Origin of the sequence: Blautia sp. 1033sp1_1033st1_G9_1033SCRN_220408 (genome assembly GCF_040929965.1) — a bacterium.
In the GTDB taxonomy this organism is placed as follows: Bacteria; Bacillota; Clostridia; order Lachnospirales; family Lachnospiraceae; genus Blautia_A; species Blautia_A ammoniilytica.
In genome coordinates this window covers 152,424-175,325 of the sequence record NZ_JBFKZO010000005.1, presented here as the reverse complement: position 1 = coordinate 175,325, position 22,902 = coordinate 152,424, and the positions used below count along the sequence as shown (strand labels likewise).

Below are 22,902 nucleotides of genomic sequence, written 5' to 3'. Positions count from 1 at the left end.
ACTTATTTGATGATAACGGAATCACCGGACTGTATTAAAGTCACTCGGAGGTGGTCTTCAACTACTTTACGATAAGACAATCACACCTATATGTCTCTCTCTGAATCGTTCTGCAGCCTACTCTTCTCTTCATCGTTTTTCCTTATTACGCACTCATTATATATGCGGAAATTCTGTTTGTCAATGGGCTGACTCAGATATTCCCGGATATTTTTTCTTTTATTAGGGCTGCTGTCTCCCGTATCACATAATGTACCTGCATGATCAGATCCGACTTTGCTCCGATACCGCATAAATCCTGATATCCTAATTTTCTTGCAAGACACAGTGCACGATAAATATGAAAATTATTGGACAAGATCCCGCAATTCCCATGACTGCATCCAGTCAACTGATCAGAAAAAACGAGATTCTCCCTGGTACTTACAGACCGTTCCTCGAGGATCATCTGCCCTTTTCCTATCCCATGTACTAGCAGATACTCTGCCATACACTTTGCTTCTGTGATATCTTCACCAGGTCCCTGCCCGCCGGACAAGATCAGGACAGTATCAGGATTCTCCCTGGCATAAGCCCTGGCCGCCTCCAGACGCATCTTCAATGCCTTTGATGGCTTCTGCCCTCTCACCTGTGCCCCAAGAACAACTACATACTCAAGTCCCGGTTTTCCTTTTGCCTGCATCCCGTGGATCACACAGATCAACAGAAATGTAAATAAGCAAATACCTGCTGCCAGCAGCACATAACCTGCCATACTGATCCAGTCAGGAAGCTGCAGTTCATATCGTTCCATGTGTCGTCTGACCAGACACCATCCCCACAAAAGAACAGTTCCTGCAGGCCAGATCCAGGCAAAATCTGCCGTAATACCTGCATGGATAATAATTACTATATAATAGGTCAGGCAAAGAATACCTGCCGAAAAAATGAATACGTTCATCAAAAAACCGTTTTATTTATTTATTTCTGCCACAGCAATATTTATATTTCTTGCCGCTTCCGCAAGGACATGGATCATTACGGCCTACTTTATGTGGCTTGATCACAGTTCCTGACTTCTTCTGCTCCAAATAAAGTTCTTTTCTCTTCTCAGGAGTAAAGATCTTATCCCACTGAGGCAGTTCATACAGCCAGTCTGCTTTTGCATCTACCATATTCTTATACAGAAGTTCTTTGTCAAAGCACAGACTTACAATTGTATTCTCATCCATAGTCTCAATAGGATTCTTAACCTTCAGGCTGTCATTAATACCATCCAGGAAACCTACCATGGTAAGTACTTCCTGTCCATATTTCTCAGCAAGCTCTTTTACTGTGCCGGTAACAACCTCATCCGGATTCTCTAAAAGCTGCTCATAAATACCTTTTTCAATGTTAAAATAGTTTGCCCAGAATCTCTGGAGTTTATTGCGGTCTGCCTGCTGATCATAGGCAATCCCACGCCACTGCTCTAAAATGGTCTTGTCGCTCATTTCTTGGTTCCTCTTTTCAAATAAGATTCATTTTTCATTTCCTTAGGTCCTGCATCTGCAGACCGGATTTCATCCATTATAACATCTTTTAAATCATTACGCAATTCTTTTAGCAGATTACGCGTTTTTTTCCATGTATAAAATCAATTCTATATGCCTATACTATGATTGTTCATTGAACCCCTTCAATGACGTCATTACAAATGATAAAGCAAAAGTAACTGTTCAGCAGGCAGGCTTCTGCCGGTACCAAACAGTTACTGTAACTTATATCCTCCCCTGGAAAATGCGGAATGCGGTACAAATAAGGACTGCTTTCCGCATTTATTTTATGCCCAGCTTCTCCAGCTCGGCCACTGCCTGCTTAAAATCATGAAACTGGATGGCATGGATGCCAAGCTGTCTGGCTGCCTCACAATTCTCAGCCCTGTCATCCAGAAATACACTTTCTTCTGCTTTCAGTCCGTATCTGCCCAGCAGGGTTTCATAAATATCCTTTTCCGGTTTCAGCTGCTGCACTTCGCAGGAAAAAATGATCCCATCCATATTTTTCAGGAAAGTAAGATCCTTTCTTGTTTGTTTTAATGCATAATCACAGTAATTGGAAAGCACATACAGACGATACCCTTTGCTTCTCAGGTACTTTGTCCAGGTATCTGCATAATCCCGCACCTTAATAGTTTTACCGGAACCTTCCAAAACCTTCCTTACATCCTGTGCATATTCCGGTAATGCTCTTTCAAAAGCCTTTACGTAAGTTTCCTCATCATAAAGGCCGCGATCTCTCTCATTCCACTGCTGGCTGAGAAATACCTTTTCACCGATCAGCTTATTCTCTTCCTCTGGAAAGCCAAAAGACTTAAGATACCCCTGCCAGTCAAAGTCAACCAGAACCAGTCCTACATCAAAAATCACATTTTTCATTTTACCCTCTGCACTCCTTTTTCTTTTATCCAGCAGCCTGTACATCATCCAAAACAGATATCCAAGAATAGGCACAAGAATGGCTACTCCCCAGGAAGCCCTGAACAGATTGCTGTCTGTCATTGCAAAAAACATTGGCATACAGGCTGCCAGCAGAAAAACCACTATTCCTAAAATCGCAGCTGCCTTTTTTAAATTTTTCATAATACTTCCGCCTTCCTGACAGATAAAAAGAGGGGCCAGCAAGCTGTTCTCCACTGGCCGGTCCCTCAAAACTTTTACCTGTTTCTATAAATAATATCATTTCTTCCCGGTCCGTTAGAAATCATTGTGATCGGGCACTCGATCTGCTTCTCAATAAACTCAATATAATTTCTGCAGTTTTCCGGAAGATCTTCGTATTTCTTGATTCCGCGGATATCACATTTCCATCCCGGAAGCTTTTCCAGTACGGGTTTTGCTTTTTCCAGCTTGCAGGTAGTTGGGAAATCAGTTGTTACCTGACCGTCAATCTCATATCCTACACAAACCGGAATCTCATCCAGATATCCAAGAACATCAAGAACTGTAAAAGCCACGTCTGTAGCTCCCTGGATACGGCAGCCATACTTGGATGCAACACAGTCATACCATCCCATACGTCTTGGGCGTCCGGTAGTAGCACCAAACTCACCGCCGTCACCACCGCGTTTTCTCAGTTCATCAGCCTCATCACCAAAGATCTCAGATACAAATGCACCAGCACCTACAGCACTGGAATATGCTTTACTTACAGCAATGATCTTCTTGATCTCATATGGAGGAACTCCCGCACCGATTGCGCCATAGCCTGCCAGTGTAGAAGAAGATGTAACCATTGGATAGATGCCATGATCAGGATCTTTCATAGAACCAAGCTGTCCTTCAAGAAGGATCTCTTTTCCTTCTTTCAATGCATTCCACAAAAAGAGAGATACATTTCCTACATATGGAGCAACCATTTCTTTGTATTCCATCAGCTTATCCATAATTTCATCCGGATTCAGAAGCGGCTTGTGGTAAAGATGCTCTAACATAACATTCTTAACCTGGCAAACGCTTTCAACCTTCTCTCTCAGTTTCTCATTGTCAAACAGTTCATTTACCTGAAAACCGATCTTTGCATATTTGTCAGAATAGAAAGGTGCAATACCTGATTTGGTAGATCCAAAGGATCTGCCTCCCAGTCTTTCCTCCTCATACTGATCAAACAGAGGATGATAAGGCATAACGATCTGTGCTCTGTCAGAGATCAGGATCTTAGGTGCCGGTACGCCTCTACTGACAATCTCATTATATTCTTTAAAAAATACAGGAATATCCAGTGCCACACCATTTCCGATCACACTTGTAGTACGACCGGAAAATACACCAGATGGAAGTGTATGCAGTGCAAATTTGCCATAGTCATTGACGATGGTATGTCCTGCATTAGCTCCTCCCTGGAATCTTACAACAACATCCGCTTCCTGAGCCAGCATATCGGTAATCTTTCCTTTTCCCTCATCGCCCCAGTTAGCGCCTACTACTGCTTTGATCATAACACAATTCCTCCTCGTGTCTTTTTATGTTTACCGTAAATCCGGAAACATCCTATACTATTTTCTTAATATTTCTAAAACCACATTACCAGCTTCCGCCGCCTCCGCCGCCAAAACCGCCGCCGGAAAAACCGCCGCTGCTTCCAAAGGAAGATCCTCCGCTGCTTCCGCCTCCTGATGAACTTCCCGGATCCACCTTGGTAAGGGTACTTGTTACGTGCTGCATGCTCTTTGACATCTGCCTGCTGAACATATAATAATTCCATGTTAAGTAATCCGGGGAACTGCTTACATACCACTCAGGTGCAGGAATAGCTAATGTTTCCAGTCTCTTTGCAAATACATCAGAAAGACCGAACACATAGGTATATGGCAGCACGCTATAAAACCATTCCGGATTATCTTCTGCCATTGCCTTCAGACGGTCAAGCTCTGCCGTTTTAATAAACTCTCTAAGCCCAAGCAAACGTCCCATCCAGTCCACACATTTTTCAGTTCTTTTTTTCATAAATGCTGTAAAGAACAGACATATAAAGGATGCCACTGCTGCCACTGCCAGCCCACGTGTAAAATCAAACACATTCTGCTGTCTTAAGCCAGAAAGATAAATACCTGTCACAAGTGCAATACCGCACAGGTAAAAACAGATTCCTATGAACCCGCCTCCAACACGGCCGGCGCCTCGTCGGCCATGCCATTTATCAACAGCAGAGCAGAGAAGAACCATACCGATCACCATCAAAATCAGTGAAAACACACTGAAAAGCTGCTGCAGGATCCAAAACTTATTCAGCACAAGCATCATCACAAGAAAGATGCACATGGGCACAAAGCTGATCAGGGCAGCAAACACTCTTGCCACAGTAGATGAAGTAGTATAAAGCCCCCCCTTTGCCTTCACATAATCCTTAACCTGACTCTTAACCGTATCAATTGTACCTGCACATTTATATTTCAAACTGGAAATCCTGACAGAATCTCCTTTTTTGAAAAGCTTATCAAACAGGGTCCTTTCATATTTGGGAGCATCTACTGGTAATGGAAGTGCTGTCTTTATCAGTGTAAGATCCTTTTTCTTGCCTGTATCTTTAATCTGAAGATGACCTCTGTCTGCCCAGTAAAGAATCAGGGACAAAACATCCTTATCCTCCACACTACCGTCAATAATGTATCCTACTGCTGCACTGTCCAGATCTACAGGGGGCTGGAACTGTACAGATGTGATGATCTCTTCGTCCCTTCCAAAACAGCGGAACATAAAGATCACCAGCATCAGGATCACCACGGAAGCAGCCACCAGGATCGTATTCACAGGAGGGATCAGATTACTTCCTGTAAAATAATCATCTCCCATCTGGGCATACATGGTAATGCCGCTGCCAAATTCCATATCCTGGGTCAGCGTACCTTCCAGGGTATTCCCATCCCAGACAAGATCCATCAGTTCCTTCCCATCTGCAGTCGATCCGTAACTTCCATAATATAATTCCAGCTTTTCATGATCAAAATTCTTTGGAAAGCTTACTATAAAGCTGCTGCCTGCTGGAATCACATTCTGCCAGCTTAAAGGAAACAGGTTGTAATATACATCTGTATATGCTTTTTCTTGTACTAACGGTGTAACTGAGTACTCCAGGTAATAGGTCTGTGGGCCATATACCGTATGATCCGCATCCCCAAGCTTAAGAACATAGAAGCCCTCGTCTGTACTCTCTTCTACATTTGTATTGCAATCTTCCAACTCTATATCAGCAAAATAAGGGATCTTTTCCCCTTGCACATTCTGAATGGTGCCTTTCATTGGAATATAGCGGTAAATTCCATGACGTTCCCGAAGCATGTCCACCTGGATCGTCTCACTTACCAGGTAACTGTTGTCTTCCCCAAGGGTCACTTCCACATGGTAATTCTCAGTATCCATATTGTGGTCATATTCAAGGGTGCTGCTGTCACCACTTACCCCTCCCAGGATATTCCCTGTCATACAAAACATGATTCCAATAACAACCAGTATGCCGATCTGGAATATTGTTGACAGGCTGACTTTCTTAAACATACTTTCTCCTCCTGCTCAGGTTTCTTGTTTGATGTCAAAAAGAAACCTTTACATTTTCTCTTTCAGCTTCAGAATTTACTTCATAAAGAGGTTTTCTCTTGAAGCCGAAAAGTGACGCAAGAATATTGCCTGGGAACATCTCTGTTTTCGTGTTGTATTTATTAACAACACCATTATAGTATCTTCTTGAACCTGCAATTTCTTCCTCGATACGGGAAAGCTGATTCTGCAGACTCAGGAAGTTCTGGTTTGCTTTCAGATCCGGATAACTTTCTGTAAGTGCAAACAGACTTTTCAGTGTACCTGAAAGTGCATTGTCATTTGCTATTTTCTGCTCCGGACTGTTGGCATTCATAGCCATATTTCTGGCATTGATCACAGCCTGAAGTGTGTCCTGTTCGTGCTTGGCATAACCTTTTACAGTTTCCACAAAATTAGGAATCAGATCATACCGTTTCTTTAAGGATACATCCATAGCTGAAAAGGCTTCTTCGCTTTTGTTGCGAAGTCTGACAAATCCATTATAGGAGGACACAAGCCAGAGCACCAAAAGTACAACTATTGCCAGTACAATAATCACAATTTTTAACATTTTTCTTTCTCCCTCCATCACGGAAAACCATCAGGCTTTCCAAACAGCCACAGCTTTCAAGTCGAGCAGCCGCGAGACTTGGCGCGTGATTCTGGTCAGCGTAAGCTGACATATTCTTTACAGAATCACTGCGTATCCTCGCGGAGCGTTTATCTCAGTCGGAGATTGGACTCCCACTGAGACGAACTTGCTGTTACTTACCACCTGAAAGAAATGGGAGTCTTCTCGACTGAGATAAATGGCTGTTATACATTAATCTCTGCGTGCATGCCAAGCATCTCTTTATGGGCATCCAGCACAGGGGTTACTACCTTTGCAACAAAGCTTTCTGTCTGCTCTTTTGCACGGCCAACATACTTCTTAGGATCCATTGTTTTCTGCAGTTCTTCCAATGTAAGGTTGAAAGCAGGATCCGCAGCGATCAGTTCAAGAAGATTGTTATCCTTTCCTTCTACCTTTACAGTCTTTCCTGCTTCCATGGAAAGTTCACGGATACGCTCATGCAGTTCCTGGCGGTCTCCGCCTGCCTTTACTGCATCCATCATAATGTTCTCAGTAGCCATAAACGGAAGTTCAGCCATCATATGCTTCTCGATCACCTTAGGATAAACAACCAACCCATCAACCACATTCAGACACAGATCCAGTATACCATCAATAGCAAGGAATCCTTCCGGAATGGAAAGACGCTTATTTGCTGAATCATCCAAAGTTCTTTCAAACCACTGGGTGGCAGAGGTGATAGCCGGATTCAATGCATCTATCATCACATATCTGGATAAGGAAGCAATACGCTCACTTCTCATAGGATTTCTCTTGTATGCCATAGCAGAAGATCCGATCTGAGACTTCTCAAAAGGCTCTTCCACTTCTTTCAGATGCTGTAAAAGACGGATGTCATTGGACATCTTATGTGCGCTGGCAGCAATACCTGCAAGGATATTTGCAACACGGGTATCAACCTTTCTGGAATAGGTCTGTCCGGATACCGGATAGCATGCCTTAAATCCCATCTTCTGTGCGATCATCGGATCGATCTTGTCGATAGTCTCCTGGTCTCCGTCAAAAAGCTCCAGGAAGCTTGCCTGTGTACCTGTAGTTCCTTTGGAGCCAAGCAGCTTGATGGTTCCCAGTACATACTCCAGATCTTCCAGATCCATAAGGAACTCCTGACACCATAAGGTTGCTCTTTTCCCTACTGTAGTAGGCTGTGCAGGCTGAAAATGTGTAAAAGCCAGTGTGGGCTGATCCTTGTATTTGCCTGCAAACCTGGACAGCTCTGCAACAACATTCACCAACTTCTTCTGAACCAGCTTCAATGCTTCTACCATAATGATGATATCTGTGTTGTCCCCTACATAACAGGAGGTAGCTCCCAGATGGATGATTCCTTTTGCCTTGGGACACTGAACTCCGTAAGCGTACACATGAGACATTACATCATGACGGACTTCCTTTTCCCTTGCTTTTGCCACATCATAATTGATGTCCTCTGCATGGGCTTTCATCTCATCGATCTGCTCCTGGGTAATATGAAGCCCCAGTTCTTTCTCTGTCTCTGCAAGTGCGATCCACAGCTTTCTCCAGGTACGGAACTTCATATCCTGTGAAAAAATATACTGCATCTCTCTGCTTGCATAACGCTCGGATAACGGACTTGTGTATCTGTCTGTGCTCATCTTCGTTCTCCTATTTCTTTGTATATTCAGGAACTGACAGTTCCTGCACATGATAAAATGTATGTTTCCCCGCTTTTTACGGATAAACATACTTATTCGTCTAAAATTATATAACATTGCCCATGCAAAAGCAACCAAAAAGGCATCAACCCTGATGGAATTTACCCAGGAATTCCTTCATACGGGCATGTTCGGAAGCAAATACCTGCTCAGGTGTACCTTCTACAGCGATCACACCATCATCCATAAAAATAATCCTGTCTGAAATATCTCTTGCAAAAGTCATCTCATGAGTTACGATCACCATGGTAATATGCTCTGCAGCAAGGGCCTTGATCACCTTCAGGATCTCACCAGTAAGCTCCGGGTCCAGTGCAGAAGTAGGCTCATCAAAAAACAAAATATCTGGATTCATGCAAAGTGCCCTTGCAATGGAGACCCTTTGCTGCTGACCGCCAGACAGCTGGTAAGGATATGCATCTTCCTTTCCTTCCAGTCCCATCTTTTTAAGAAGCTCTCTTGCCTGCACCAGCACCTCTTCTTTTTTACGCTTCTGCACACGCATCGGTGCATCAATAATATTTTTCAGCACAGAAAAATGAGGGAAAAGATTAAAGTTCTGAAATACCAGACCTACTTCCCCGTTTTTTACGATCTCACCGGCATCCGGTGTCTCAAGTCCTGTAGCACACCGAAGCAACGTGGACTTTCCGGAGCCGGAAGGCCCAATGATGCTTAACACTTCTCCTTTATCTACCTCCAGCGAGATATCTCTTAACACATCCAGTGCACCAAAGCTTTTCTTAATATGTTTCATTTCAAATAATATCATTTTACTTTTCCCCCTTATTTGTAGTAATTCATCATTTTCTCGATCTTGTTCATAGCTACAGCTACAATAAGGTTAAAAATGTAATAGAAGATGGCAGCAACCAGAAACGGAGTCATGGTAGTCTGGGCACTTGCAATCTGTTTGGCAATGGTAAACATTTCGGCAACAGATACTACAAATGCAAGGGACGTATCTTTTACCAAAGTGATCACCTCATTGGTGATGGACGGAAGGATTCTTTTAATAACCTGTGGCAGGATGATCCTGAAAAAGGTCTGGGACTTGCTATACCCAAGAATCTGTGCTGCTTCATACTGTCCTGCAGGCATGGATTCAATCCCGCCTCTGTAAATCTCTGCAAAATAAGCAGCATAATTGATAGCAAATCCGATAAACACTGCGATTAGACTGTAACCTCTGGATATACGGATCCCGAAAATAAAGTAAGGGCCAAAATAAACCACCATCAGCTGCAGCATCAGCGGTGTTCCTCTCATCACCGAAACATAAGCAGATACGATTCCTTTCAATATTTTATTCTTTGACATTCTTCCAAAACATATCAGAAGCCCCAGTGGCAGGGAACAGATCAAAGTCACAAAGAAAATTTCCACAGTAGTGACCATTCCGCCTGCCAGCTGTTCCAGCATTGTACTTAAATCCATATACTTTCCTCCATTAGCACAACAACAGAGGGTGCAAGCTGTACCCTCTGTCTGTTATACATTCGTCCTGTTTTATCTCAGTCGAGAAGACTCCCACCTCTTTCAGGTGACAGCCGTCATCAAAATTATCACTCTGCCTCTGTTTCTTCTGCTTCTGTTTCAGCTTCTGTTTCACTGTCATCTGCTGTCTTAGTATCTTCTGTCTCAGAAGTCTCCTGTGCATCATCGTCTCCAATGCACAGCATATCAGCAACCTCATACTGCTGGGCAAGCTTCTCTACTTCGCCAGCCTCATACAGCTTCATAACCTCTGCCCATACAGTATCTCTCAGTTCTTCATTGCCCTTCTTAAAGCCGATACCATACTGCTCACTCTGAATAGGCTCATCCATGATCACATATTTGCCCTCTTCTCTTTTGGACAGCTGATATTTGGCAACCCCGATATCAACAGCAATAGCATCTGCTGCACCTGAATCCAGATTCATAAATGCTGTATTGTAGTTCTCATTCTCAGTAAGAGAAGCAAAACTTGCAGTCAGATCTTTGTTGTCATCACTGTTCAGTGCATCCAGTGCAGCGGATGCAGTCTGTACAACCACATTCTTACCAGCCAGGTCTGACAACTTCTCAATACCGGAATCTGCTGCCACAACCATTACCTGCTCATTATTCAGATATGGGTCTGACCATGTATAGTCATCCTCACGACCGTTAATGGTAAATCCATTCCAGATACAGTCAATAATACCAGAATTCAGGTCTGCATCCTTGCTGTCCCACATAATCGGTGTTTTCACCAGCTCCCAACCAAGATTGTCGCAAACTTTCTGAGCCAGATCAAGATCAAAGCCTACATATTCTCCATCATCATTCATGTATCCAAAAGGTGGATATTCTGCATCAAAGCCTACCACCAGTGTCTTGCTGTCTGCATCTGCGTAAACCGGAACAACAGATACCATTCCCACTGCCATTACTGCTGCCAGAACTGCAGCCATCATCTTTTTCTTCATATTGTGATCCTCCTCTTCGTCTTCCTTTAAAAAAATTCATGTTCTAAAACCATTCTTTTCGTAACTGTTCACTGCCTGATAAATTGTTACCATTTCTTTAGTGCGTAGTCACTCTACCGTATTAAAGCATGTTGATATGGTAGCATAGGAATCCATAGCTGTCAAGAGGAGTTTTTGTAAATACCGGGATTGTTGAAATACACAAGTACGAAACAATCCACAGTTATCATAGAAACACAGGTTCCTTATTGAATCAGGAACCTGTGCTTCTATGATATTCTTTTGTAAATTTTACCAGGCACTCATCAATATGCTGAGAATACACCGGTATCTCCGGCTTCTTGGCAAACCGTTCCAGCGCCTGCTGCACAGTCTCTTTTACCTGGTCGCTTACATTCAGTGCAGTCAGACGGCTTTCATATTCAATAGGTGTCCGGATGCTTTTATAAGCAAGAAGATAGGTGATCAGGGACTGCTCTGTTTCATCCAGCTGATGCGCATGCCAAAAGCATTCCACTGCCTTTTCCATCTGAAAAAGATAGCTGCAGGCACATCCCAGATTGTGATAGATCTGTGCTGTAAGCCCTGCCTGTCCCTGCTCCAGTCCTTCTTTTTTCAGAAGCTTCTCATATACATGGATGGCACTTACCAGCATCCCATTCTCTACCAATGCATCTCCCTTTTTCTTCTCACGGACTACAAGGGCTTCTGCATCCATCTTGGAAAGCTTTGCATTTAATGTGCGAAGCTCTTCATATGTAAGATAATTGATCTCCTTGAAAACAGGATACAGAATATCCTCTGCGCTTGCAAACTTACCCAGCTTAGGACGAAGCTTTGCAGCCAGCCTTGGAAGCTCCAGTTCCTGGGCGATCCAGCTGCACAATGCTTCATTGATAATCGTCTGATCCACCAGATAAATATTGTGATAAAGATAATAACACAATTCTTCCAGTGTATAGATATTGGTGCTGATATTCTGGATAAAATAAGGGGATCTGGCTTTTTTAGTCTGACATAAAATATATCCGCTCATTCCTCGTTCCTCCTTACCACTTTACGGAATCTTTCCATACCTTGCCGCTGGAGGGATACATTTCTCCAAAGCCAAGATCCTTTACTGTGATCCTGCACAGATCTTTGGAAATATACTGTAGCTCCAGGGAAAGCCTGGTAGTTTTATTTGGACGCACAGGCAGTCCTGGAAGCCCCATGGAAATACGTTTCTTACCTTCCTGTCCCATGGTACTCACCACAAACACCAGCTCCTTTGTATCATCCAGGATCAATTCGCAGCCGGCTTTACATTCATACCAGTTCACTCCTGCATGGATCAACGGATAGTAGGTAGGTGATCCCATCACCCGCATTTCCATACCTACATCTGTAAGCACCAAGGAAGGACTGAGGTAGCGGTAGCCTTTCAGATTCCTGTCCTCTGTTTTTTCCTTACCTGCTCCGCAGGCTCCCTTTGCAAAAAGATTGTTTCCAAAATACACTTTTCTTCTCTGCTGGCACAATAGTCTTACAGATTGCTTAGCCCACTTTGGATCAAACCCCTTGCCGGTGATCTGAATGCTGGAATATAGATCTGTTCCCAGAGTTTTCTGAATGAAAGTCAGAAAATCCGAATCACGGTGCAAGGCTGCTTTTTCTCTGGAAGCTTCCGCCTCCTCGGTCAAAAGCGCTGTAAGGCTGCACTCTCCCAGATCTTCCAGCTGCACCAGTACAGGACCTCCGCCCTGCATCACCAGCTTACGGAACTGCACCCTGTCCCCGTTAAAATCATACCAGCCTACGCTTCGGTTCCAGGTTTCTCTTTTTTGGGTCATAATATAGTAGAAAAAGCTTTCTCCGTAATCAAGAAGCAGATACTTATCCTCCAAAAAGCCCAGCGCCTGGCAAGCTCTCTGAAAATTAGACACTTGCACCTGATCCAGCTCCTGCGCAGTGATCACCAGGCATTTGGTATTTTTCACCACATCCATTACACCTAAAAATTTCAGCATTCCTTTTAAGAATACTGCCAGCAACTCCCAAGGCTGCTTTGTTTCTGTGCCCACCTGCACTGCTTCCTCTTTTCTGCAAAGATCATACAGACTGTCGATCAGTATGCCCCCACGGTCTCTTGCAAAATATTCAGCCTCCAGACCTACACAATAATCCTTATGCTCTCCTCTGTGACAGAGAAGGGTAGGGGCTTCAAACTGTTCGCTGCCCACCTTCATGGAAACAGACCTGGGCTCATCACCCTTTCTGTCATAATAACAGATCTGGGAGTATTCCTTGCCAAAGTCAATACCAATAATCAAGTCCCGAATCTCATTCATCCCTTAGTCCTCTTTCCTGATCACAAACATCTCATTCACATACTGTTCCTGCCGCAGATACTGTTTCAGCTTTGCAGCTACTTCTGCATCCTTGTCCAGCCTTCTGGCTGACAGGATCTGGTTGATCATCTGATATTTGCTGCCTGGTGCGCCTTCCACCCGGCTCATGGTCATAGTACGTTCTGCAGTCTTTTTTATTTTCCCTTTATATTCTGACTGGAAATAATAATGCAGGGTTTCCCCATAGAAAAGTGTAAATGACTTTGTGCGGATCCCTTCGTATATATCATAAAGTGGTTCATTTTTGTATTCCGGTTCTGCTCCAAGACCAGTATCCAATGCATAAAACAGTGTAACCTTCCACTTTGGACTGCCGTGGAACTCTACATAGGTCTTATCATCCAACTGATAAGGGCTGAGAAGCTCTGCAGATAATTTATGGAAAAAGGCAAACTCCATGTTTCTGTCCATGCATTCCTTCAGAAGCTCTCTCTCCATAGAAAGGATCTCTTCGCTTTTTCCTTTTTCCCTTACAAGTTCTTTAAAAAGCGCCAGATGGCAGATCAAATCTACCGGCCACTTTTCCAGATATGCCTTTTTCAGGGATTTTTTCACAAGACTGCTCATGGAAAACTCTTTAACAAAAATCCCATATGCCACCTGTGTCAGATAAGCACCGATCAGTCTTTCTTTTCCTTTATGCTTGATATAATCTGCCAGAATACTCTCTCCCTCTTTTCGATAGTCAGAGGTAAAGATCAGAAGCCCCAGCAGCTTTTCTTCCATATCATAAGTATCCATTTCAAAGCCTTTGGCACTTTTCCAGATAGAAAACATCTCGTCCATTGGCCCAAACCTATACTTCATCAGATACTGAAGGATTACTTCATCATAAATCCCGCTTCTGTATACTTCAGATGCCAGTGCCAGCAATTCTTCGTCCTCTGCCATTTCACAGCGGATGATCATCCTGCTTACCAGCTTCAGAAGGCTCTTCATATCCAGTCCTTCAAAGCCAAACTCTTCCACAATGGCTGCTGCCTGCGGAAAAAGCCCTCTGGAAATCAATACAGACAACAAAGTTTCCCTGTCTACCAGTGCATATTCCCTGCAATCCAACCTTTTCAGGTATCCGTCCAGGTCTTCCCCATGGATATGACCAGCATAATAATCCAGGATCTCTTTGCGGATTCCTCCCCTATAATCACTGCTCACTCCAGGAAGTCCGGCCAGCTTCTGGAAAAGTTCCAGATCATCCCTGGAAATAGGATGCTCCATGCAATAGTGAAGCAGCACACCTGTCTCCTCCACACCAAAAGCCAGCACCTTTGGCATCATCTCTTCTTCGTCCAACATCTTTTTCAAATTATAGCCAACGGTAGAAGCATACCGTCTCTGCTGCTCATCCTGGAAAAGGATCACCGCATCCTCTGTATAGATTCTTGGATAGGCCACCCCCTGTACACATGGATACACTTCTTCCTCGGCCATCTGGCTGTGCTTTACGATCACACTGCGGATCTTTTTGTCATCACAGAAAAGCCGGTAAGTAAACATCCTGCCGGCAATAGCGTTTGCCTCTTCCTTTGTCTTTGGGTCTGTAAGAAATTCCTGATAGATTGCCGCATAATGTTCATTCATACATCCTTCTGACAGTTTTTTCTTTGCAAAAACAGCCATACTCTTCTGATAACTCTGGTAATTTGCTGGATCTGCTTCTTTATCAGCAATTACCCTGGAATAAATGAATGCTTTCTTGTTATCCCCCAGCGTATCATTATTATAAGTAAAATACATAAGCAGAGGCTTGGGCAGTTCCTGCTGGCCGGCCATATCCATGGTCTCCACATAGTACTCATACAATCTGGTAATCCGCAATCCCTGCTGTACAGCCCGGCTGTACCATATAAAATATTCAGGTTTCCTGGGATCCCCTTTTATGATATATTTGCACACTGCTTCCAGGGTATCCTCAGATGGAAAGTACTCATACCCTTTTGCCAACACACGATAAAGACTTTCATTATAATTCTTCTCATATCCGGACAAATAGGCAATACGCATAGCCAGCTCCTGGGTTAGCAGATCCCTTTTTGCAGCATACAAAAATACCTGTACCCAGAACCCATTTAATCTGTGCAGAAGGGAAATATTCCTGCTTACCAGCTCCCAAGCCTCCAAATACAGGAACGGACTTTTACATCCTTTTTCATAAAGCTCCTCCATCATAAAAATCGCCTTGGACGATGACTGGCAAAGCTCAGGATCCTTTCTTAGCAATACCCATAAAAGAGTAAAGCTATCCTCTTTCTGCATATGGAAATTGCGAAGCTTCCTAAGAGCCTGCTCCTGATCTCTATAAATCCCTGTTTCCACACACAAATACAAGTAAAATCCTGCAAATTCCAGGTCGTCCTTTGTAAAGGCTTTGTCCTGGTATTTTTCAAGAATCTGCACTGCTCCTTCATCATTTCCTTCCTGATGGAGCAGAAAAGCTTCATACATCTGATATTCTGGATAATCACATCCATTTTCACGCAGCTGGTTCAGCTCATAATGAGTGCTTGCCGCCCATGTGGAAGCATCCATTTTATTGCACCTGAAATCCAGGTAGTCCTTAAGGATAGCCAGCTTGTGCTGCTCCTCCACTACCCGCACATTAACCTCTACCTTTGGTGTTCGTGACACCAGAAGCTCATAAGTAAGCTGTTGATAAGGACTTTTTACTACAATCTTACCGAACTGGTTGCCTGCCCCCAGCTTGTCACAGCTGATCAGATAATCCACTTCATAATAGCTGCCAATAAAGTCTTCATCTGTAACAACCTTCTTGGGAATCTCCAGGAAATCCCCATATGATTCTATTTCCAGGCGCAGATGTCCCCATCCGCTTCTGTGGATATGAAAAGCCTCCTGCATATCCTGCTTCACTTCGTAGTATCTGGCACCAGGGTCTTTCAAAGAAACGCTCACTTGCTCTTTCATGCCAATACCGATCAGGAATTCCTCCAGATGCTGGTAAGTCACTGGCTGTCTGGAAAGGCCGGCAAAAAGAGCCTTTTTCTGATCCTCTTCATTCTTTAACAAAGAGGAAAAAGAAGGATCAGTAAAAATACGAAAGGCTTCTCTGAAATCTTTTTTTGCAATCTGGCAGAATTCTTCCAGATCACTCACTGTACCTTTCGCTGTTTTTAATTCTTCTTTTTCTACATGTATCTCAAAACCAAGTCTGTATTCTCCGATATTGGTGGTAAAGCAGATCCAGCCTTCCAGATCCTGTCCTGGTTCCATGCCTACTGCATCAATACCATATGGCAGGCAGACTGTTGTTCCGGTAAACTTATCAAGACCCGGCACCAGCCGTCTGGAGGAGGATGTAACATATCCCCGGATCCTGCAGTTATCTTCGGTTCCAAGATATACTTCTCCCCGCCTGGTTTCTCCTGCTTTCAGGGTCAGGGAAATCTTTTCTTTTGAAAAAAGAAGATGGGGCTGTTCATATTCAAATTTTCCATTTAATAGCTGTTCTGTTTTTTTCTTCAATATCCTTCACCTTACTGTCTTTTGTTATTCGCTGTACTGTTTTCCATTATAATGATTTTACAGCTCTATTTCAACGCAAAATTAGAAGCAAATCCAAGTTGGAAAAGCACCAGCCTCCATTTTGCGGCATAGAATATAGAGAAATCCCTTTCGAGGTGCGGACTTGAAGACTTTCCAGAAACCCCTGACTCCTGCACAGGAACGCTTCTATCTTCAACAATACCAGGAGGGAAATGAAGAGGCAAAGAAAATCCTGATAGAACGCAACCTCCGTCTGGTAGCCCATATCGTTAAAAAGTATCAGAGCGGCGAGGAAGACCTGGATGATCTTATTTCCATCGGCACCATCGGTCTGATCAAGGCGATTTCTACTTTTGATATCAGCAAATCCACCCGGTTATCCACCTATGCAGCCAGATGTATTGATAATGAGCTTCTTATGATGTTTCGTTCCAGAAAAAAATTCTCCAGGGAAGTTTCTCTTTATGAACCAATCGGAATGGATAAGGAAGGAAACGAGATCAGCCTTTTAGATGTGATTGAAAGTCCTCTTACAGATGTGGTAGAAGATTATTCCATACGTGAAGATTTAAAGCTTCTTTTTCAGTCCATAGATAAGGTTTTAAATACTCGGGAATATCAGGTGATCTGCTGCCGTTTCGGTCTTTTCGGCCAGCAGGAACTGACACAGAAGGAGGTTGCCAGACAGATGGGCATCAGCCGTTCTTATGTTTCCCGCATTGAAAAAAATGCCCTGACCAAGCTTCGGAAATTGTTCCCCGCCGGGCAAAGGCATTTTTCATAAACGGCAACTGCTGGACATTCACAGTTGTCGTAAATATGTCTATTGTTCTTCTTCTCTTCGCAGAATATCATACTCCTGGATATCTGCCCCAAGATCGATCCACAGCTTCTGCTGGGCATGAGGTGCACTTTCCATTGATGTGCCATCACAGTCATAGATCCCACGGACAGTTACATCCAGATTCCGTCCATCCGGCTTCATGATCTGTATGGTTTCACCTACAGAAAACTTATTTCTCTGAGTGATCTGGATACGACCGCTTTCATCAACAGCCTCTGCAAAGCCCAGATAAGTAAAATTCTTCTCATAGGTATTATCTGTATAAATCTGGGTATTGCTGTCCGGCTTCCCATAAAAAAACCCGGTTGTAAACTGACGATAAGTACAATTGGAAATCTGCTCCTGGTACCAAGGCATATTTGCCTGATACTTCTCAGGTGATTCCATATAATCATCAATGGCTTTCCGATAGGTGCGGGCAACCGTGGCTACATACAAAGCCGTTTTCATCCTGCCTTCGATCTTCAGACTGTCAATGCCGCTGGTCATAATATCATCCATATGCTCTATCATGCAAAGATCCTTGGAATTAAAAATATAAGTGCCTCTTTCATTTTCATAAACAGGCATATACTCGCCTGGGCGTTTCTCCTCTACAATGGAATATTTCCATCTGCAGGGATGAGTGCAGGCTCCCCGGTTGGCATCTCTTCCCACCATATAATTGCTGAGAAGGCAGCGTCCGGAATAAGAGATACACATTGCCCCATGGACAAAGGTTTCTATCTCCAGATCTTCCGGGATATGTGCCCGGATCTGACGAATCTCTTCCAGAGACAGCTCCCTTGCTGTAACTACACGCTTTGCTCCAAGCCTGTACCAGAAAAGGAAGGTTTCATAATTGGTATTATTGGCCTGGGTACTGATATGGCATTCAATCTCAGGGCAGATCTCCCTGGCATAAGTAAATATACCTGGATCTGCAATGATCAATCCGTCCGGTTTCAATTCTTTTAATTCTTTTAAATATTCCCGCACTCCTTCCAGGTCATAATTGTGTGCCAGGATATTCACCGTAACATATACTTTTACCCCGTGCTCATGGGCAAAAGCAATCCCCTGAAACATATCTTCATGAGAAAAGTTCTTTGCTTTTGCACGAAGTCCGAAAGCTTCTCCACCGATATATACTGCATCAGCCCCGAAAATAACCGCAATCTTCAACACCTCCAGACTGCTGGCTGGAACAAGCAGTTCAGGTCTTTTTAATGGTTCTCCCATTCTATTTCCTCCTTCTTCACACTTACAGTCACTCCGTCTCCCAGGGGAAGAATGGAGGTTTCCAGTAATGGATCATGTTTCAGCTGGTACAGATATTCCCGCATTCTTTTGTAGATCGTCCGGTCACGCCTTTCCACAATGTAATGGGACTCTATAAGATTTCCATCCTGCAACACATTGTCAGACAAGAGAACCCCTCCTTTCTTAAGCAGGCGAATCACATCCGGAAGCCAGTGGATGTACTGTCCCTTTGCAGCATCCATAAAGATCAGGTCATAAGAACCAGAAAGACCGGCCAGTATCTTTGTTGCGTCCCCTTCCAGAAGGGTGATCTTTGACTCCTGCCCGGCTTTTCTGAAATTCTCCTTTGCCAGGGGAATTCTTTTTTCGTAATTTTCTATAGTAGTAATCTGTACATCTGCAGGACCATATTCACACATAAGAAGTGTGGAGAAGCCAATGGCTGTCCCCACCTCAAGAATGCGCTTCGGTCTTTGCAGTGCCAGAAGCATCTTTATGAAGCTTTGCATTTCCCTGCGGATCACCGGAACCCTTTCCTGCAAAGCATACTGCTCCAATTCTTCAAGAAATGGTGTATTCCCGGTATCCAGGGAATTAATAAAGGTCCGCATTCTCTCTTCTACGATCACGAATTGCTTACCCCTTCCTGCTCTGTATCTCCTGCAAGGATCCCCATGATCCTGGTAGGTGTATATGCTGTACTGAGCAAATATGTACCAGCTTTCAGCTTTCCTTTGTAATTGGATAATTTCTCCTGTACATAGAACACCTTGGCATCCTTGATCAGTCCTTTGGCTTCCAGAATCTCTCCGATCTGATATTCAGAAGATCCTTCTGGGATCACAACAGTTACTTCCTGTCCATCCCCAGGGCTCATTGCCTGTTGGTTAAATATGTCATATCCAAACTGATAGGTAGTCTTTCCTGCCCAGAATATAAACACTGCAACACATACGTACAATGCGATCCGGAACACTCCGCCTGCAAAAACCAGTCCGGCTTTTCCTATCTTGTCTCTGGTATTTCCCATTACAACCTCCTTTACATAGGCTTTCCTGTGGCCATCTGTCAGAACTCCGGAATCTGTATATGGATTCCTTCTGTCACACGGATACAGATCTTCTGCATCAGCCTGCATAAGGCAAGCTCTGCATCCAGGTATGCATTCACCTGCGGATTCCTGCGAAGCTCTTTGGACTCCCTTGACAGCTGTTCTGCCACCTGGAACAGATCATCCCTTCCGGTCTCATTCTGCATCCGAAAATTATTACTGCGGAATTGAAAAACCCTTGCCTTCAAATCCGGATCCTGATCCAGAAGTTCTTCCTGTTTTTTGTATTCCTCATATTCCCTGCTGTTTTTAACAGCATCCAGCAGGGAATCGATCTTTTCTTCAATTACTTTCGTATCCATTTATTTCTTTTGTACCTCCCTGGAGGCTACGCCTCCATAATAATGGGCAGGATCATAGGACTTCTCTTTGTCCTCTTCCAAACATAATCGCTTAATGCATCTTTCACATTTGTCTTGATCTTGCTCCAGTCTGTGATATTCTTCTCCAGACATTCATCCAGCGCATTCTCCACTGTCTCTCTGGCATGATCCATCAAGTCCTCAGATTCCCTCACATAAACAAATCCTCTTGAAACAATATCCGGTCCTGCAAGTACTACATTGCTGTGACGCTCAAGTGTCATAACAACGATCATGATCCCGTCTTCTGCAAGATGCTGACGGTCACGGAGCACAATATTCCCTACATCACCTACACCAAGTCCATCCACAAGGATCGCACCAGTATGCACCTTGCCAGTTACTTCTGCATCCTGACCATCCATCTCAAGCACACAGCCGGATGAAAGAATGAATATATTCTCATCAGAATATCCCAGTTCTTCTGCAACATGCTTCTGTGCAGTCAAATGGCGGTACTCACCATGTACAGGAATGGCATACTTTGGACGAACAAGGGAATAAAGAAGCTTGATCTCTTCCTGGCAGGCATGTCCGGAAACATGGGCATCCTGGAAAATAACCTTTGCCCCCTTCATAGAAAGCTCATTGATTACTTTGGATACAGCTTTCTCATTGCCAGGGATAGGGTTTGAGCTGAAAATAATCGTATCATTAGGCTTTATAGTGATCTTCTTATGGATATTGGCTGCCATACGGGAAAGCGCTGCCATAGACTCTCCCTGACTTCCAGTAGTGATAAGTGCTACCTGCTCATCCGGATAATTCTTTACCTGATCGATCTCGATCAAGGTCTGATCCGGTACCCGAAGATATCCCAGTTCTGCAGCAGTGGTGATAACATTTACCATGCTGCGTCCTTCAACTGCCACTTTCCTGCCAAACCGGTATGCAGTATTAATAATCTGCTGTACACGATCTACGTTGGACGCAAAAGTGGCAATAATGATCCTGGAAGATTTATGCTCATTAAACAAATTGTCAAAAACATGACCCACTGTCCGCTCAGACATGGTAAATCCCGGACGCTCTGCATTGGTACTGTCGCACATCAGTGCCAGTACTCCCTTTCTGCCAATTTCGGCAAAACGCTGCAGGTCAATGGCATCTCCGAATACAGGTGTATAATCCACCTTAAAGTCTCCGGTGTGGACAACAATGCCTACCGGTGAGTAGATAGCCAGAGCTGATGCATCCTGGATACTGTGGTTTGTTTTAATAAATTCAATAGAAAAATCGCCAAGATTGATAACCTGTCCATGCTTTACTTCTTTTAATTTAGTTGTCCTGGTAAGATTGTGCTCTTTCAGCTTGTTGGCGATCAGTGCCAGGGTCAGCTTTGTGGAATAGATCGGCACATTTACATCCCGGAGTACATAAGGCAATGCCCCGATATGATCCTCATGCCCATGAGTGATCACAAATCCTTTAACCTTGGAAATATTATCCTTCAAATAAGTCACATCCGGGATCACCAGGTCGATACCCAGCATATCATCCTCAGGGAAAGCAAGACCGCAGTCCACTACTACAATGCTGTCATCATATTCAAAAGCTGTAATATTCATACCGATCTGCTCAAGTCCTCCCAGCGGGATGATCTTTAGCTTCTTACCTGTATAACCGGACTTTCTGCCTCTTTTCGCCACACCCTTTACAGGATTCTTGGGGAGCTGCCTGGATGGCTTTTCTGCCAGCTTTTCTGCCGACTTTAGTGATGGCTTTACAACTGCCTTTGCTTCTGGTTTCACAGCAGCTTTTACAGCCGGCTTGCCTGTACTTTTCGAATTCTGCCTGTTATATCCTGATTTTGATTTGTATTTATAATTATAATTTTTCTGTTTTGTATTTGTGGACTGTTTTTTGGTTCCCCACATAGCAGCCGGTGACTGCCCGCTGCTGTTCCTATTCTCATTGTTTTCGCTTTTCAATCGCTTCGTCCTCCATTTTATGCTTCAAGGTCCACGTCATCTAACATTTGGGCAAAGACTCTGGATATAGCTTCAAGCTCCGAATCATCCTGGATCATCTCATAACATGCTTCCTGACTGTCTTTCTCAGAGATATCCTTCAAAATATAGGCATTTGCTTCATCATCCTGCGAATCAGAAACAAGGAGATAGGTGATCCCTGCAATTGTGGTCTGCTCTTCAACATAAAATTCTACGATTCCGTCCTCGGACTGAAATTTGATCTTTTCCATCAGATATTAACCTCTCTCACTGCATCTTCCCGTCCGTATGCGTCCAGGTAACTCTGCAAAATAAAAATAGCCGCCAACTCATCCAGATACTGTTTGCGGTTCTCACGCCTTACTCCTGATTCCATCAATGTACGGTTCGCTTCTACTGTAGTCAGTCTTTCGTCCCACATAACAACAGGCAGGCCTGTACGTCTCTCCAGCATTTCTTTAAACTCCAGAGATTTCAAAGCCCGCTCTCCTACTGTATTATTCATGTTCTTAGGATATCCAAGTACAATCCGTTCCACCTGGTAATCCTCAACAAGTTTCCCGATCTGGGCAAGTGTCTGGCGAAGCTTGTTCTCCTGCTTGCGCCAGATCGTACTCACACCCTGTGCTGTTATGCCTAACGGATCACTCACTGCAACTCCCACTGTCTTAGAACCGTAATCTAATCCCAGAATTCTCATAA

21 protein-coding genes and 1 other annotated feature (1 of these 22 cut by a window edge) are annotated in these 22,902 nt (G+C 43.8%); of the genes, 1 reads left to right on the top strand and 20 read right to left on the bottom strand.

All coding sequences use genetic code 11. The features are described from left to right. Window positions 1-142: a binding site (T-box leader), on the bottom strand; it reaches 80 nt to the left of the window's first position. A 51-nt stretch (window positions 143-193) separates the two neighbouring features. The 13 genes from AB5916_RS06135 to AB5916_RS06075 all read right to left on the bottom strand — a co-directional run bounded on the left by AB5916_RS06135 (window position 194) and on the right by AB5916_RS06075 (window position 16,668). Beyond that, window positions 194-940, bottom strand: a complete 747-nt coding sequence (locus tag AB5916_RS06135) for a YdcF family protein (protein ID WP_158421109.1) — start codon at window positions 938-940, stop codon at window positions 194-196. Between the two features lie 16 nt (window positions 941-956). Further along, entirely contained in the window at window positions 957-1,472 is a 516-nt protein-coding gene (locus AB5916_RS06130; protein WP_368189761.1) for an SEC-C metal-binding domain-containing protein, read from the bottom strand. A 324-nt stretch (window positions 1,473-1,796) separates the two neighbouring features. Next, window positions 1,797-2,600, bottom strand: a complete 804-nt coding sequence (locus AB5916_RS06125) for an HAD family hydrolase (protein ID WP_368189759.1) — start codon at window positions 2,598-2,600, stop codon at window positions 1,797-1,799. Between the two features lie 74 nt (window positions 2,601-2,674). Further along, the gene (locus AB5916_RS06120; RefSeq protein WP_368189757.1) at window positions 2,675-3,955 is read right to left on the bottom strand and encodes an adenylosuccinate synthase; all 1,281 of its coding nucleotides are present in this window, start codon (window positions 3,953-3,955) and stop codon (window positions 2,675-2,677) included. 85 nt (window positions 3,956-4,040) lie between these two features. Continuing rightward, window positions 4,041-6,011 carry a DUF2207 domain-containing protein gene (locus tag AB5916_RS06115; protein ID WP_368189755.1) on the bottom strand — a complete coding sequence of 657 codons (1,971 nt, stop codon included), beginning with the start codon at window positions 6,009-6,011 and terminating at the stop codon, window positions 4,041-4,043. A gap of 34 nt (window positions 6,012-6,045) precedes the next feature. Next, window positions 6,046-6,603: a LemA family protein gene (locus tag AB5916_RS06110; protein ID WP_368189754.1), complete on the bottom strand. Its 558-nt coding sequence runs from the start codon at window positions 6,601-6,603 to the stop codon at window positions 6,046-6,048. 245 nt (window positions 6,604-6,848) lie between these two features. After that, window positions 6,849-8,282, bottom strand: coding sequence for an adenylosuccinate lyase (gene purB, locus AB5916_RS06105; RefSeq protein WP_368189752.1), 1,434 nt, complete (start codon window positions 8,280-8,282; stop codon window positions 6,849-6,851). Between the two features lie 145 nt (window positions 8,283-8,427). After that, window positions 8,428-9,114, bottom strand: coding sequence for an amino acid ABC transporter ATP-binding protein (locus AB5916_RS06100; protein WP_158421101.1), 687 nt, complete (start codon window positions 9,112-9,114; stop codon window positions 8,428-8,430). Between the two features lie 14 nt (window positions 9,115-9,128). Further along, a complete protein-coding gene (locus AB5916_RS06095; RefSeq protein ID WP_368189750.1) occupies window positions 9,129-9,779 on the bottom strand; it encodes an amino acid ABC transporter permease in 651 nt (216 codons plus the stop codon). A gap of 128 nt (window positions 9,780-9,907) precedes the next feature. After that, a complete protein-coding gene (locus tag AB5916_RS06090) occupies window positions 9,908-10,795 on the bottom strand; it encodes a transporter substrate-binding domain-containing protein (protein WP_173728908.1) in 888 nt (295 codons plus the stop codon). 253 nt (window positions 10,796-11,048) lie between these two features. Beyond that, window positions 11,049-11,831: a hypothetical protein gene (locus tag AB5916_RS06085; RefSeq protein WP_368189747.1), complete on the bottom strand. Its 783-nt coding sequence runs from the start codon at window positions 11,829-11,831 to the stop codon at window positions 11,049-11,051. 13 nt (window positions 11,832-11,844) lie between these two features. Continuing rightward, window positions 11,845-13,125: a DUF5716 family protein gene (locus tag AB5916_RS06080; protein WP_368189745.1), complete on the bottom strand. Its 1,281-nt coding sequence runs from the start codon at window positions 13,123-13,125 to the stop codon at window positions 11,845-11,847. A gap of 3 nt (window positions 13,126-13,128) precedes the next feature. Next, entirely contained in the window at window positions 13,129-16,668 is a 3,540-nt protein-coding gene (locus tag AB5916_RS06075; RefSeq protein ID WP_368189743.1) for a DUF5717 family protein, read from the bottom strand. 163 nt (window positions 16,669-16,831) lie between these two features. On the opposite strand from AB5916_RS06075, the gene sigK reads away from it, so the two are divergent. Beyond that, window positions 16,832-17,473, top strand: a complete 642-nt coding sequence (gene sigK, locus AB5916_RS06070; RefSeq protein WP_158421096.1) for an RNA polymerase sporulation sigma factor SigK — start codon at window positions 16,832-16,834, stop codon at window positions 17,471-17,473. A 39-nt stretch (window positions 17,474-17,512) separates the two neighbouring features. Here sigK and AB5916_RS06065 read toward each other — a convergent pair whose 3' ends face one another. The 7 genes from AB5916_RS06065 to ruvX are packed head-to-tail and all read right to left on the bottom strand — an operon-like array spanning window position 17,513 to window position 22,900. Further along, the gene (locus tag AB5916_RS06065) at window positions 17,513-18,754 is read right to left on the bottom strand and encodes a U32 family peptidase (RefSeq protein ID WP_368189742.1); all 1,242 of its coding nucleotides are present in this window, start codon (window positions 18,752-18,754) and stop codon (window positions 17,513-17,515) included. Then, window positions 18,739-19,404, bottom strand: a complete 666-nt coding sequence (locus AB5916_RS06060; protein ID WP_158421094.1) for an O-methyltransferase — start codon at window positions 19,402-19,404, stop codon at window positions 18,739-18,741. Before AB5916_RS06060 ends, AB5916_RS06065 begins: the two co-directional genes overlap by 16 nt. Then, entirely contained in the window at window positions 19,401-19,805 is a 405-nt protein-coding gene (locus tag AB5916_RS06055) for an endolytic transglycosylase MltG (RefSeq protein ID WP_158421093.1), read from the bottom strand. Before AB5916_RS06055 ends, AB5916_RS06060 begins: the two co-directional genes overlap by 4 nt. A gap of 38 nt (window positions 19,806-19,843) precedes the next feature. Next, a complete protein-coding gene (locus AB5916_RS06050; RefSeq protein ID WP_158421092.1) occupies window positions 19,844-20,188 on the bottom strand; it encodes a YlbF family regulator in 345 nt (114 codons plus the stop codon). 26 nt (window positions 20,189-20,214) lie between these two features. Next, entirely contained in the window at window positions 20,215-22,179 is a 1,965-nt protein-coding gene (locus AB5916_RS06045) for an RNase J family beta-CASP ribonuclease (protein ID WP_368189741.1), read from the bottom strand. A 17-nt stretch (window positions 22,180-22,196) separates the two neighbouring features. Continuing rightward, complete coding sequence (locus AB5916_RS06040; protein ID WP_158421091.1) at window positions 22,197-22,451, bottom strand: DUF1292 domain-containing protein; 255 nt, start codon at window positions 22,449-22,451, stop codon at window positions 22,197-22,199. Further along, entirely contained in the window at window positions 22,451-22,900 is a 450-nt protein-coding gene (gene ruvX, locus AB5916_RS06035; protein ID WP_158421090.1) for a Holliday junction resolvase RuvX, read from the bottom strand. The genes AB5916_RS06040 and ruvX overlap by 1 nt, the downstream gene beginning before the upstream one ends. Window positions 22,901-22,902: the final 2 nt, after the last annotated feature.

Coding starts and splice junctions, on each gene's coding strand:
- AB5916_RS06135 (WP_158421109.1), bottom strand. CDS start 940: ATGAACGTATTCATTTTTTCGGCAGGTATTCTTTGCCTGACCTATTAT.
- AB5916_RS06130 (WP_368189761.1), bottom strand. CDS start 1,472: ATGAGCGACAAGACCATTTTAGAGCAGTGGCGTGGGATTGCCTATGAT.
- AB5916_RS06125 (WP_368189759.1), bottom strand. CDS start 2,600: ATGAAAAATTTAAAAAAGGCAGCTGCGATTTTAGGAATAGTGGTTTTT.
- AB5916_RS06120 (WP_368189757.1), bottom strand. CDS start 3,955: ATGATCAAAGCAGTAGTAGGCGCTAACTGGGGCGATGAGGGAAAAGGA.
- AB5916_RS06115 (WP_368189755.1), bottom strand. CDS start 6,011: ATGTTTAAGAAAGTCAGCCTGTCAACAATATTCCAGATCGGCATACTG.
- AB5916_RS06110 (WP_368189754.1), bottom strand. CDS start 6,603: ATGTTAAAAATTGTGATTATTGTACTGGCAATAGTTGTACTTTTGGTG.
- purB (WP_368189752.1), bottom strand. CDS start 8,282: ATGAGCACAGACAGATACACAAGTCCGTTATCCGAGCGTTATGCAAGC.
- AB5916_RS06100 (WP_158421101.1), bottom strand. CDS start 9,114: ATGATATTATTTGAAATGAAACATATTAAGAAAAGCTTTGGTGCACTG.
- AB5916_RS06095 (WP_368189750.1), bottom strand. CDS start 9,779: ATGGATTTAAGTACAATGCTGGAACAGCTGGCAGGCGGAATGGTCACT.
- AB5916_RS06090 (WP_173728908.1), bottom strand. CDS start 10,795: ATGAAGAAAAAGATGATGGCTGCAGTTCTGGCAGCAGTAATGGCAGTG.
- AB5916_RS06085 (WP_368189747.1), bottom strand. CDS start 11,831: ATGAGCGGATATATTTTATGTCAGACTAAAAAAGCCAGATCCCCTTAT.
- AB5916_RS06080 (WP_368189745.1), bottom strand. CDS start 13,125: ATGAATGAGATTCGGGACTTGATTATTGGTATTGACTTTGGCAAGGAA.
- AB5916_RS06065 (WP_368189742.1), bottom strand. CDS start 18,754: ATGGGAGAACCATTAAAAAGACCTGAACTGCTTGTTCCAGCCAGCAGT.
- AB5916_RS06055 (WP_158421093.1), bottom strand. CDS start 19,805: ATGGGAAATACCAGAGACAAGATAGGAAAAGCCGGACTGGTTTTTGCA.
- AB5916_RS06050 (WP_158421092.1), bottom strand. CDS start 20,188: ATGGATACGAAAGTAATTGAAGAAAAGATCGATTCCCTGCTGGATGCT.
- AB5916_RS06040 (WP_158421091.1), bottom strand. CDS start 22,451: ATGGAAAAGATCAAATTTCAGTCCGAGGACGGAATCGTAGAATTTTAT.
- ruvX (WP_158421090.1), bottom strand. CDS start 22,900: ATGAGAATTCTGGGATTAGATTACGGTTCTAAGACAGTGGGAGTTGCA.